Consider the following 12,180-nt stretch of genomic DNA (forward strand, 5'->3'; position numbering starts at 1 on the left):
TTTAGTCCCATTCCAGGCCGCCGCGCCGCCACACATACGCGTAAGCGACGAAGACGGTGAGCACGAAGAGCAGCATCTCCACGAGCCCGAAAATCCCCAGGGCGTCGAAGGTGACGGCCCAGGGGTAAAGGAAGACGATCTCGATGTCGAAGACGATGAAGAGCATCGCCGTCAGGTAGTACTTGATGGGGAAACGGCCGCCCCCGGCAGGCGTCGGCGTGGGCTCGATGCCGCACTCGTACGCTTCAAGTTTCGCCCTGTTGTACCGCTTTGGGCCGATAAGCGTGGCCATGACCACGGAGAAGATCGCAAACCCAGCCCCGAGGGCGCCGAGCACGAGGACGGGCGCATAGGCATTCACGCTCCTCAGCTCCTTCCAGTCGTCCTTGACCGTTGGATCGCACCGGGCACTTCACGTGACCACCCCCTCACGGACCGCCGACGAATCGCCGACCGATCACCGGCGATACGCCGGTGAGTAACCGGCGGATCACCTACGGATCACCGAAGATCGCGTACATGTGAGGCAGTTCACAAGCCCGACTGCTCCGCATCCTATGCCCGTCGATCTGTGATCTGCGACACGGGGTACAGCATCGCCTTTGTGATCTCCACCACCCGACGAAGGATCATCAAGCCGGATGAGCGGTGATCTTCACACCCGAAGCGCCTGTGTGATCACCAGATGTGACATCCGGGCCCGTTGTCGCTGGTCGAAGGCGTGCGGCACTATCAAGGGATGCACGGTACAAGCAAATTGGCGATGAGACGGGAGGGGGTGATAGGGCGCCCGACGATCACCGGGACAGGGGGCGCGCGAGGACCCGCGGGGACACGTGCGCGCGTTCACGAGCGAGCGGGGCGAGCGCGCGGGAGTGCGGAATACCGCGGGCCGTCTCCATGGCCGGCCGGGTTCGGCCAGCGACAGAGAGTCACGACCGCCCACGCGGAGGGCAAGATCAAATGAACGCCGGGTGGCCACGGCGATCGAGGGCGAGAGTCCGGAGCGAGTCCGCGATCAAGCGACGCGAGTCCCGTGATCACCCGAAGCGGGTCCCGCGATCGTCCGCGTCGGGTCCCGCGATCGTCCGCACCGGCCCCCTCGATCATCCGGATCGGACCCCGCGATCACCTGAATCGAGCCCCGTGATCGTCCGGATCGAGCCCCGCGATCGCCCTGATCAGGTTCCGTGATCGTCCGGACCACCAAGTGGTGACCATCCTGTGACCTGCACCACTCCACTCAATCCCCCAGAGAAGCGGGCTTGGCCACGCGTGTGAAGGGGTGGTAGGCGACGGGCAATTCGGACGTTTATCGGAAAGCCTCTGATCACAGCAGTGATCGCCCACGTCCGGTTTGACCGCTAGGGCGTCAATAAGGGGCATCGGAAAGCGGATTATGGGATTCCGGACGTAACTGTGGCGCAACACACCTTTCTTGACGCCGACCAGGGATCGCCTGGTACCCGTTGTTCTCATGTCCCACACCGCTCACATACCCAGCCACCGGAAGCCCCGCCGCAGCGCGTCGAGAGTCGTCCTCCGTACCGGAGTTGCCGGTGGCGTTCTCAGCACCATCGCTGTGGCCGCCGCCGCCGCGCCGGCGAACGCCGAGCCGGTGACCCAGACCATCGAGATGCCCACACTCACCTCCGGGCTCGCGGGCAGCGTCGCGCAGTCCGCCGACGCCACCCAGCGCGTCGCGGACAACTTCGACATGCGCGCCCAGCAGGACGCCGCCGCCACCAAGGCCGAGCAGACCGCCAAGAAGGCCAAGGCCGAGGCGGAGCGCAAGGCAGAGGCGAAGAGGAAGGCCGACGAGGCCAAGGCCAAGGCCGAGGCCGCCGAGCGGGCCTCCCGCTCCGCCGAGCGCACGGAACTCGCCTCCGTCTCCACCAACTCCTCCCCGGACTCCGGCTCCAGCTCCTCCTCGGACTCGTCGGACTCCTCCGCCTCCCAGGCCACCGGCTCCGCCGCCGCCGTGATCGCCTTCGCCAAGGCCCAGGTCGGCGACGCGTATGTCATGGGCTCCACAGGCCCCGACTCCTGGGACTGCTCCGGGCTGGTGGGCGCCGCCTACAAGCAGATCGGCGTGGATCTCCCGCGTGTCTCACAGGACCAGTCGACGGCCGGCACCCAGGTGTCCCTGGACAACCTCCAGCCGGGCGACATCCTCTACTGGGGCAGCTCTGGCAGCGCGTACCACACCGCGATCTACGTGGGCGACGGCAACTTCGTCGGCGCGCAGAACCCCGGCAGCGGCGTGGTCGAGCGCTCCATGGACTACGACCAGCCGACCGGCGCGGTCCGCGTGCTCTGAAGGCTCCGAGCGTCACAGGACCCGCATCCCCAGACCAGGGGATGCGGGTCTTCGTCGTGTCCGATGCCCCGTGTCCGATGCCCCGTGTCCGATGCCCGTCTCTCGTACGGGAATTCCCGTGGCGCGGGCATTTCCGTACGAGACCATCGGGCGACTCATCGCACTAAGTCGCTCAAACTGGTTAATTGGTGGTCGTTCTCTGTGAACCTGGGCAGCCTGGACCGAGGGCTGGACACAGGACGGACAGAGAGGCCAGAACGTGAGCGGAGCCAACGCGACCACCCCGGTCATGACGGACGCGCCCGTCGTGCCGGAGGCGCCGGTGCCGGAAGCGCCCGTGCCGGAGGCGCCGACCATGTCGGTACCGGCCGCCGCGCCCGGTACCGCCGGGCCGCCGTGCGAGTACGCGCGGTTGCGGGTAGAGCAGCCGGTGGTCAAGGCGTTGCTGCCGAACGGCGAGACCGGCTGGCTCATCAGCCGCTACGAGGACGCGCGCGCGGCGTTCGCCGATCCCCGGCTCACCCGGCCGCTGCTGTCCGCCTGGCCCCCGCGTGAGGACGCCCAGGCGCCCCCGCCGTGCCTCCCGACGTTTCTGGAGATGACCGGCGAGCACCACAACCGGGTCCGCCGCACCGTGCTGCCGATGTTCGGCAGGCGGAAGCTGGACTTCATGGCTCCCCGGATCCGCTCCATGGCCGAAGGCCTGGTCGACGCCATGGTCGCCGCCGCCGACTCCTCCGGCGGACCGGTGGACCTGGTCGAGGCGTTCGTCGATCCGCTGCCGCTGATGGTGCTGTGCGAGACGACCGGCATTCCGCACGAGGACCGCGCCACCTACCTGCCGCACACGCTCGCCCTCCTCGGCGCCGCCGGTCTCACCATGGAGGAGGTGCTGGCGGCCCTGTACGCGCTCCAGGACTACGCGGTCGGGCTGATCGCCCGCAAGGAGCACGAGATCGACGCGGGTACGGGGGGTACGGGCGCGGGGGACGGGGACACGGGGACGGGCGCGGGCGACGACTACATCTGCCAGTTGCTCAGGGAGAGCCGCCGCGAGGGCAGCGAGCTGATCCGCGACGACGTCGTCAGCTTTGTCGTCACCATGCTGATGGCCGGCTACAAGACGAACATCCAGCACACCGGCAACGCCATGCTCGCTCTCCTCACCCATCCCGCCCAGCTCCAGCGGCTGCGCGACGATCCGGACACCATCGACTCCGCCGTCGAAGAGCTGCTGCGGTACGTCCCGCTGATGAACGCGATCAATATCCTCGTCGCCCTGGAGGACTTCACGCTGCACGGGCAGCACATCCGGGCCGGCGACGCGGTCCTGCCGGTGATCGCCTCCGCCAACCGCGATCCGGACGCGTTCACCGACCCCGACGGCCTCGACCTCTCCCGTACCCCCAACGCGCACACCGCGTTCGGACACGGCCCCCACTACTGCACGGGGGCCAACCTGACCCGTATGCAACTGGCGATCGCCCTGCGGGTCCTGCTGGAGCGCCTGCCCGGTCTGGAGCTGGCCGTCCCCGCCGACACCCTCCCCTGGGACGAGACCACCCCGCTGCGCGCACCGGCCCGCCTGCCGGTCCGCTGGTGAAACCGCCGACACTGCCGACGAACCACCGAACCGGCGTACGGAACACGAGCCGACCAGCCGTACACGGCACGAGCCGACCTGCCGTACGGGACACGAGAAGAAAGACCGAGGCCATGCCCGCGCCCGAGGAGACCCAGCCCCTCCCGCACTACCCCTTCAGCGACCGGGGCGACCGCCTCGCACCTGAACTGCACGAGCTGCGGCGCCGGTGCCCCGTCGCCCGGGTCACCACCAACGCGGGCGGGGAGGCGTGGCTGATCACCGGCTACGAGCTGGCCCAACAGGTGCTACGGGACCGGAAGTTCGCCCGTTCCAGGCTCGGCGAGGCGGACGGGCCCACCCAGGACGCGCCGATCCTGGCGCCCGAGCTGCTCGATGCCATGAAGCACCTCCAGCGGGCCGGCCTGCGCGACGAGGTGCTGAAGGCGCTGAGCCGCAACCAGCCGGACCTTCCGGCCGACTGGGTCGCCGGGATCACCCGCCAGGGGCTGGACGCCATGACGCGGGAGGGCAGTCCGGGCGATCTTCAGCGTCACTTCGCCGAGTGGGTCGCCGCCCAGTGCATGTGCCGCCTGCTCGGCCTGCCCTTCGAGGACCGCGACTGGCTCGCCGCCCGCGCCGACCTCGACCTGACCATGAAGACGCCCACCAACGAGGAACTGGCCCACAACTGGGAAGAGCTCCGGCTCTACATGGCGGCCTACACCGCCGCCCGCCCGGCGGCGCCGCGTGGCCTGCTGGACCGCATCGCCGATCTCAACGACCGTCAACAGGGACTCGACGAGAAGCAGTTCTCCAATATCGCCGCTCTTCTCTTCGTCACCGGCTACGAGGACTTCGCCGGCTTCCTGGGCGTCGCGGCGCTCCATCTGATCCAACGGCCCGAGGTGATGGACACGTTGCGCGCGAGTCCCGAGCGACTGCCCCAGTGCGTCGAGGAGTTGCTGCGGTACGGCGTGGTCCTGGGCAATGCCATTCCGCGCTTCGTCACACAGGACGACAAGCTCGGCACCGTACCCGTCAAGGAGGGCGACCTGATCCTGCTCTCCCTCGACGCGGTCAACTTCGACCCCGCGGCCTTCGCCGAGCCCGGGACCTTCGACATCGGCCGCTCGCCGAATCCGCATCTGCGCTTCGGTTACGGACGCCACCACTGCCCCGGCGCCCATCTGGTCCGCCGTCAGTCGGAGACCGCGTTCGCCACGCTCCTGGACCACCTGCCCGGGGTACGCCTGGCGGTGCCCGTCGAGGAGGTTCCCTGGGTCCCCAACCGCATGGCCATCATGGCCGCCGCGCTCCCCGTGACCTGGTGACGAGGGATCAGGGACCTGGTGACCAGAGAGCCAGGGACCTGGTGACCAGAGAGTCAGGTGAATCTCCTGCACCCCACGCGCCCCAGCGGTACGGTCGGGGCCTGCCCGCGGGGCGCACCGGCCGAATCACTGACCCAATCGAGTGAGACCGAAGCAACTGCTTCTGGGTAGAAGTCACTTGAACGGCCTCGCACCGCCCCCACACGTATCGCACCAAGGGCGCATTTGAAGCCCAGGAGGCACCCCATGACCGTCAACGGCATCGACGTCTCGTCGTATCAGAGTTCGGACTTCAGCACGAGCGGCCTTGCCTTCGTGTTCGTCAAGGCCACCGAAGGCACCTCGTACATCAACCCCAAGATGACCGCTCAGGCCGCGCACGCGCGCGACGCCGGGCTGGTCGTCGGCTTCTACCACTTCCTCCGGCCGGGGGACATGAAGGCACAGGCCCGGTACTTCGTGGAGGAATGCGCCAGCATCGAGCACGACCCGCTGTTCGCCGACTGGGAGGACGACGGCGTCTCCTGCGCGCAGAAGGACGCGTTCATCGCGGAGGTCAAGCGGCTGCGCGGGTCCAACCACCGGGTCGGGCTGTACTGCGGTCAGTACTACTGGCTGAACCGCGACACCACGAGCAACGCGGGCGACGCTCTGTGGATCGCGGACTATGTGACCGCCGGAAAGCCCCGGATCAAGGCGAAGTGGCACTTCCACCAGTACACGGACACCCCGGTCGACACGAACGTCGGCGCGTTCGCCGACCGTGCCGCCCTGCGGAAGTGGGCCGACGGCTGAGGGACATCCCTCAGCCGGTCCGCCATCGGCCCCGGTCCGCCATCGGTCCCGGTTCGCTCGGGCCACGAGTTCAGGCCGTGGACTCAGGGCATGGACTCAGGGCCATGGACTCAGGCCACGGGCTTCAAGCCTTCGGGGCCACCTTCGAGAGGCCGTTGATGATGCGGTCCATCGCGTCGCCACCCGTCGGGTCCGTCAGGTTGGCCAGCATCTTCAGCGTGAACTTCATCAGCAGCGGATGCGTCAGACCGCGCTGGGTCGCGATCTTCATGATCGCGGGGTTGCCGATCAGCTTCACGAACGCGCGGCCCAGTGTGTAGTAGCCGCCGTAGGTCTCCTTGAGGACCTTCGGGTAGTGGTGCAGCGCCAGTTCACGCTGGGAGGGCGTGGCGCGGGCATGGGCCTGGACGATCACGTCCGCCGCGATCTGGCCCGACTCCATGGCGTACGCGATGCCCTCACCGTTGAACGGGTTGACCAGCCCGCCCGCGTCACCGACCAGCAGCAGGCCCTTGGTGTAGTGCGGCTGGCGGTTGAACGCCATCGGCAGCGCCGCGCCCCGGATCGGCATCGTCATGTTGTCCGGGGTGTAGCCCCACTCCTGCGGCATCGACGCGCACCAGGCCTTGAGCACCTCGCGCCAGTCCAGCTCCTTGTACGCGGAGGAGGAGTTGAGGATGCCGAGGCCGACGTTGGACGTGCCGTCGCCCATGCCGAAGATCCAGCCGTAGCCGGGCAGCAGCTTGTCCTCGCCGGGGCCGCGCCGGTCCCACAGCTCCAGCCACGACTCCAGGTAGTCGTCGTCGTGGCGGGGTGAGGTGAAGTACGTACGGACGGCCACGCCCATCGGGCGGTCCTCGCGCCGGTGCAGGCCCATGGCGAGCGACAGCCGGGTCGAGTTGCCGTCGGCCGCGACGACGAGCGGCGCGTGGAAGGTGACCGGGGTCTTCTCCTCGCCCATCTTGGCGTTGACGCCGATGATGCGGCCGTTGCGCGGGTCGGTGATCGGGGCGCCGACATTGCAGCGCTCGTGCAGCCGCGCACCGGCCTTCTGCGCCTGCCGGGCGAGCTGCTCGTCGAAGTCGTCACGCTTGCGGACCAGCCCGTAGTCCGGGTAGGCGGCCAGATCCGGCCAGTCCAGCTGGAGCCGTACGCCACCGCCGATGATCCGCAGCCCCTTGTTGCGCAGCCAGCCGGCCTCTTCGGAGATGTCGATTCCCATCGACACCAGCTGCTTCGTGGCGCGTGGAGTGAGGCCGTCGCCGCAGACCTTCTCGCGCGGGAACGCCGTCTTCTCCAGCAACAGGACGTCCAGACCCGCCTTGGCGAGGTAGTACGCGGTCGTGGAGCCGGCCGGGCCCGCTCCGACGACGATGACGTCCGCGGTGTTTTCGGAGAGGGGCTCGGTCACAGCGGGTTCTCCCGAAGACTCGAAATTGGCGTACCGGGCGGTACTGGTCATGTGCAGTCTATGGGGGCGTACGGAAGCCTCCGGTGAGGGCTGCCACGCCCCGCTCCCGTTCCGTACGCCTCGGCTCAGTCCCGTACGCCCCGGTGCAGTGCCACGATCCCGCCCGTCAGGTTGCGCCACGCCACCTTGGACCAGCCCGCTTCTTGCAGTCGCGCCGCGAGCGCGGGCTGGTCGGGCCAGGCACGGATCGACTCGGCGAGATAGACGTACGCCTCGGGGTTGGAGGACACGGCGCGCGCGGTCGGCGGCAGCGCCCGCATCAGATACTCCGTGTAGACGGTCCGGAACGGCGCCCAGGTCGGGTGCGAGAACTCGCAGATCACGATCCGCCCGCCCGGCTTCGTCACCCGGCGCAGCTCGCGCAGCGCGAGATCCGTCTCGTGGACATTGCGCAGGCCGAAGGAGATCGTCACCGCGTCGAAGACCTCGTCGGCGAACGGCAGTTTCGTCCCGTCCCCCGCCGTGAACGGCATCCAGGGGTGGCGCTTCTTGCCCTCCCGCAGCATGCCCAGGGAGAAGTCGCAGGGCACGACGTACGCGCCGGTGGCGGCGAACGGCTGCGAGGATGTGGCGGTGCCCGCGGCCAGGTCCAGAACCTTCTCGGCCGGGCGGGCGTTCACGGCCTTGGCGACCTCCTTGCGCCACAGCCTGCTCTGGCCGAGCGACAGCACATCGTTGGTGAGGTCGTACTTCTCCGCCACGTCGTCGAACATCGAGGCGACTTCGTGCGGCTGCTTGTCCAGGGAGGCTCGGGTCACGCACTCCATTGTGGCAGGCCGCTCCGGCCCGCCGCCGACCCCGTACGCGGTCAGGGCAGCAGCCGCGGCCCGCGTTTCGCCGCGACGTCCTCCACCCAGCCGAAGAGCGCGACGGCCGCCGCGATCAGCACCCAGACGACCCCGAACTGGAACCACACACTGTCGAGCGGCAGGTCCCGCTCGAAGGCGGGCACCTCCCAGAGCGCGTCGATCAGCGGCACGCTCGCCATCAGCGCGACCTCGTGCCAGAGGTAGATGGTCACCGCTCGGGCGTTGAAGATCTTGACGACCCGGTCGGCCAGTGGCCGCTGCGCGAGCGCGCCGAAGTCCGGCCTCAAGCGCAACAGCAGTAGCACGAACCCCGCGGACCACAGCGCTTGCGCGAGCGGGATGTCGTCGAGGTCATAGGTGCCGTCGACCTCGTGGTGGAAGGCCCACCAGGCGCCGACCGCCATCACCGGGAGCGCCGCCGCGATCACGGGGCCGGGACGCAGCCGGTCGAGCACTCCGTCGCGGTGCGCGAAACCGAGCAGCCAGCAGAAGAGGAAGACCGACAGATCGCTGAGCGTGCCGCCGAGCCGCCCGTCCGGCAGGGTCCACAGGGTTTCGAAGACCACGACGGGTACGAGCGACAGCGCCAGCACCGGCAGCGGCGCGAGGCGGAAGAGCCGCAGCAGGAGCGGTGAGAGCAGCACGAACCACAGGTACGTACGCAGATACCAGAGCACCGCCCACGCCTGCTCGCCCCACGCGTTGCCCGGCGGGTCCCCGACCGGCAGCACCCAGTACAGGGCGTCGGCCCCGGGCAGCCACCCGTGCTTCGCCATCGCGACGACGATGACCAGCCCGAACACCCACAGCGGGATCAGCAGCCTGCGCAGCCGGCCACGGATCACCTTCGCCGCGGGCCGTTCCAGGGAGCGGGCCATCAGCGATCCGGCCAGCGCGAACATCACGCCCATGGACGGGAAGACCAGGCCCAGCCAGGGCCATTCGAAGGTGTGGTACGTGACGACCCGGACCAGCGCGACGGCGCGCAGCACGTCGAAGTACCGGTCGCGCCCGCCACCCGGATGGGGCCGACGGGGCTCGGGGGCAGGGCCGCCCGGGGCCTCCTGCGGGTCGCCTACGGCCCGGCCGGGTACGGACCGTATCGCCTCCGGGGGCAGTGCCGCCCTGCGGTGCGCGCCCGCCATCAGCTCGCCCCCGCGCCGGGGCGCGGCGCGCCGACCTCGCCCGTGCGCTTGAGCTTCTGCCAGCGCAGCCGGCCGCCGGTGAGGGCCGTGACGCAGGAGTGGATCAGCACCAGGTACATCAGCTGCCGGTACGCGACCTGCTGGAGCGGCATCATCAGCAGATACCGGTACTTCTCGCGGTCCAGCCTGAACGCGTAGGCGGCACAAAGGAGTTGCACGACGAGCACCGCGAGCCAGGCCAGGAGCGAGGCCTCGAGGTCCACGAAGATCATCGCGTAGACGGTGAACACGTCGATGAGCGGCGCGAGGACGGGCGTGACGATCTGGAAGATCACCACGAGGGGCATGCCCACCCGGCCGAAGCGTCCCGACGACCCCTTGTCCACGAGGGACCCGCGGTGCTTCCACAGCGCCTGCATCGTGCCGTAACTCCAGCGGTAACGCTGCCGCCACAGCTGCCCGATGCTCGCGGGCGCCTCGGTCCAGGCCCGCGCGTGCTCGCAGTACACGACCCGCCACCCGTCGCGGTGGAGCGCGATGGTGATGTCGGTGTCCTCGGCCAGCGTGTCCTCGCTCATACCGCCGACCGCGAGAACCGCCTCGCGGCGGAACGCGCCGATCGCGCCGGGGATGGTGGGCATACAGCGCAGCAGGTCGTACATGCGGCGGTCGAGGTTGAAGCCCATGACGTACTCGATGTGCTGCCAGGCACCGATCATCGTGTCGCGGTTGCCGACCTTGGCGTTGCCCGCGACGGCGCCGACCGACGGGTCGGCGAAGGGCTGGACGAGCAGGCGTACGGTGTCGGGCTCGAAGACGGTGTCGCCGTCCATCATCACGACGATGTCGTGACTCGCCTGGCGGACACCGTTGTTGAGGGCGGCGGGCTTTCCGGCGTTCGCCTGGCGGATCACCCGTACGTTGGGCAGCCCCAGGGACTCCGCGATCTCGGCCGTACCGTCCGTGGAGCCGTCGTCCACGACGATGATCTCGATCGGATGGGTGCTCCCCGCAAGGGAGTTGAGGGTGTTGGCGATGCACTCCTTCTCGTTGTACGCGGGCACGATCACGCTCACCGGGCCGGTGACCGCAGGGCCCCAGGAGAAGCCGCGTCCGTCGCGCTGCCGGTGGTGGCGGCGGGCGAGGGCGAGCATCAGTGCGAACCGCGCCATCACGGCGACGCCGACGACCGCGAGCCCCACGGCAAGACCGGGCACCGACCATTCGGCGACGGCGACCGCGGCGAGCAGGGCCTTGCCCTCCCAGCGGGTGGTGGTGTCGGCCCGGTGATGGGCGGCCTGTTCGGGATTGCCCTGAGGGCGGCCGGTCCGCTGCGGGCCGTTCAGCTGCCGGACGGAACCCGAACCCGAACCCGAACCGGATCCGGATCCGGACTCCTGCGGCCGCGCCTGCGGCCGCGCCTGTGCCTGCGCCTGTGCCGCCCTCTGCGCGCCGCTGACGGTGGTGAAGGTGTAGCCCTTCGCCTTCATCTTCTCGATGTACTTCGGCAGCGCGGTGAGTGTCTGCGTCCGGTCACCACCGGCGTCGTGGAAGAGCACCGCGGCGCCCTGGTGGTCCTTCGGGGTCGCCCACTTGATGATCTTGCTGACGCCCGGTTCCTGCCAGTCCTCACTGTCGGTGTCGATGAAGACGCTCGTGTACCCCATCGCGCCGAGCTTCTTGTAGACCGGCCAGCTGTAGTTGTCGATCGCGTCGTTCTTCGAGGAGTACGGGGCCCGGAACAGCGTCGTCGTGATACCCGTCGCGCCCGCCAACGCCAGCTGGGTCTGGGCGATTTCCCGCTTGATCCGGGCCGCGCTCTGATACGAGAGATCGACATGGGTGAATGTATGGATACCGACCTCGTTTCCGTCGTCGACCATCCGTTTCACCACACCCGGATAGCGGGAGATCATCGAACCGATCAGGAAGAACGTGCCGGGCACATCGTTGTCGTCGAGGATCTTGAGAACCTGGTCGGTGTATTCGGGATCGGGACCGTCGTCGAATGTCAGCACGATGGTCTTGTCCGCGACCGACCGCGTCCGCGCCTTCCCGTTGTCGAAACTCAGGAAGGGCCCGCCGCCGGAGACGCTGTCGGGGACCGCGCTGCTGCTCGCGTCGTCCCGTACGCGCTGGTCGCCGCCGACCTCGGAGCGCAGATAGCCGTCGAGCAGCAGCACACTGACGAGGCCGGTCAGGAGCAGCAGCGCGACGAGCACACGGGGCTTGGGGATCGCCTGCCGGCCGACGCGTGCCATCCGGCCGGGCAGGGCGTGCCGCCGGGGCTTGGTGGTGGTATCGGTGCGGGGCATGGTCAGTTGGCACCCGCCGCGTCGGACGGTCGCGCTGCCGCCTCGGAGGGCTGCGTGGCAGGCTGCCCGGACGGCGGCGCGTCCGGGGGCGCGTATGCGCCGTCCGGCGGGCCCTCGCCTCCCGGCGGACTCCCTCCGCCGCCCTGTGCCGCCGCCGGTCCGCCGTCGAAGGGCAGTATCTCGGACGGTGCCAGGGAGATTCCGCCCATGAAGGCGAGTCCCAGTACGGCGACGTACCCGGCGCAGGCGATGCCCAGCGCGATCCCGGCGCGGCGCAGAAGCCGGGCCCGGCGCCCGGACGCGTCCACGAAGACAGGACCTTCCTGGGGTCCGGCGGCACGCTTGCGACGGTGGCCACCGGGCCGCGCCGAGCGCCTCTCAAGGGCGGGGTCAGAATGCATGCGAGCAG

General features: G+C 69.1%; 10 protein-coding genes. 4 read left to right on the forward strand and 6 right to left on the reverse strand.

Annotated elements, in window-relative coordinates; translation table 11 throughout:
• Window position 1: 1 nt before the first annotated feature.
• The gene (locus ACIOJD_RS06135) at window positions 2-361 is read right to left on the reverse strand and encodes an NADH-quinone oxidoreductase subunit A (protein WP_053644853.1); all 360 of its coding nucleotides are present in this window, start codon (window positions 359-361) and stop codon (window positions 2-4) included.
• Between the two features lie 1,116 nt (window positions 362-1,477).
• Here ACIOJD_RS06135 and ACIOJD_RS06140 point away from each other — a divergent pair.
• The 4 genes from ACIOJD_RS06140 to ACIOJD_RS06155 all read left to right on the forward strand — a co-directional run bounded on the left by ACIOJD_RS06140 (window position 1,478) and on the right by ACIOJD_RS06155 (window position 6,031).
• Entirely contained in the window at window positions 1,478-2,320 is an 843-nt protein-coding gene (locus ACIOJD_RS06140) for a C40 family peptidase (protein ID WP_401908623.1), read from the forward strand.
• A gap of 259 nt (window positions 2,321-2,579) precedes the next feature.
• A complete protein-coding gene (locus ACIOJD_RS06145; RefSeq protein WP_401908625.1) occupies window positions 2,580-3,923 on the forward strand; it encodes a cytochrome P450 in 1,344 nt (447 codons plus the stop codon).
• Between the two features lie 113 nt (window positions 3,924-4,036).
• Window positions 4,037-5,236: a cytochrome P450 gene (locus ACIOJD_RS06150; protein WP_401908627.1), complete on the forward strand. Its 1,200-nt coding sequence runs from the start codon at window positions 4,037-4,039 to the stop codon at window positions 5,234-5,236.
• A 246-nt stretch (window positions 5,237-5,482) separates the two neighbouring features.
• On the forward strand, window positions 5,483-6,031 hold the full coding sequence (locus ACIOJD_RS06155) for a glycoside hydrolase family 25 protein (protein WP_401908628.1): 549 nt from the start codon (window positions 5,483-5,485) through the stop codon (window positions 6,029-6,031).
• Between the two features lie 124 nt (window positions 6,032-6,155).
• On the opposite strand, the gene ACIOJD_RS06160 is transcribed toward ACIOJD_RS06155, so the two are convergent.
• The 5 genes from ACIOJD_RS06160 to ACIOJD_RS06180 form a co-directional block, all read right to left on the reverse strand.
• Window positions 6,156-7,442 carry a geranylgeranyl reductase family protein gene (locus ACIOJD_RS06160; protein ID WP_401909051.1) on the reverse strand — a complete coding sequence of 429 codons (1,287 nt, stop codon included), beginning with the start codon at window positions 7,440-7,442 and terminating at the stop codon, window positions 6,156-6,158.
• 125 nt (window positions 7,443-7,567) lie between these two features.
• Window positions 7,568-8,260, reverse strand: coding sequence for a demethylmenaquinone methyltransferase (locus ACIOJD_RS06165; RefSeq protein WP_401908629.1), 693 nt, complete (start codon window positions 8,258-8,260; stop codon window positions 7,568-7,570).
• A gap of 50 nt (window positions 8,261-8,310) precedes the next feature.
• Entirely contained in the window at window positions 8,311-9,456 is a 1,146-nt protein-coding gene (locus ACIOJD_RS06170) for an acyltransferase (protein WP_401908630.1), read from the reverse strand.
• Entirely contained in the window at window positions 9,456-11,771 is a 2,316-nt protein-coding gene (locus ACIOJD_RS06175) for a bifunctional polysaccharide deacetylase/glycosyltransferase family 2 protein (RefSeq protein WP_401908632.1), read from the reverse strand. The genes ACIOJD_RS06170 and ACIOJD_RS06175 overlap by 1 nt, the downstream gene beginning before the upstream one ends.
• Before the next feature lie 2 nt (window positions 11,772-11,773).
• Complete coding sequence (locus ACIOJD_RS06180; protein WP_401908634.1) at window positions 11,774-12,172, reverse strand: hypothetical protein; 399 nt, start codon at window positions 12,170-12,172, stop codon at window positions 11,774-11,776.
• Between the last annotated feature and the right edge of the window lie 8 nt (window positions 12,173-12,180).

The sequence above is a fragment of the Streptomyces sp. NPDC088116 genome, assembly GCF_044741745.1.
Taxonomy (GTDB): Bacteria; Actinomycetota; Actinomycetes; order Streptomycetales; family Streptomycetaceae; genus Streptomyces.

What these genes read in the sequence shown, in the direction of transcription:
- ACIOJD_RS06140 (WP_401908623.1), top strand. Translation starts at nt 1,478, where the DNA reads ATGTCCCACACCGCTCACATACCCAGCCACCGGAAGCCCCGCCGCAGC.
- ACIOJD_RS06150 (WP_401908627.1), top strand. Translation starts at nt 4,037, where the DNA reads ATGCCCGCGCCCGAGGAGACCCAGCCCCTCCCGCACTACCCCTTCAGC.
- ACIOJD_RS06155 (WP_401908628.1), top strand. Translation starts at nt 5,483, where the DNA reads ATGACCGTCAACGGCATCGACGTCTCGTCGTATCAGAGTTCGGACTTC.
- ACIOJD_RS06170 (WP_401908630.1), bottom strand. Translation starts at nt 9,456, where the DNA reads ATGGCGGGCGCGCACCGCAGGGCGGCACTGCCCCCGGAGGCGATACGG.
- ACIOJD_RS06175 (WP_401908632.1), bottom strand. Translation starts at nt 11,771, where the DNA reads ATGCCCCGCACCGATACCACCACCAAGCCCCGGCGGCACGCCCTGCCC.
- ACIOJD_RS06180 (WP_401908634.1), bottom strand. Translation starts at nt 12,172, where the DNA reads ATGCATTCTGACCCCGCCCTTGAGAGGCGCTCGGCGCGGCCCGGTGGC.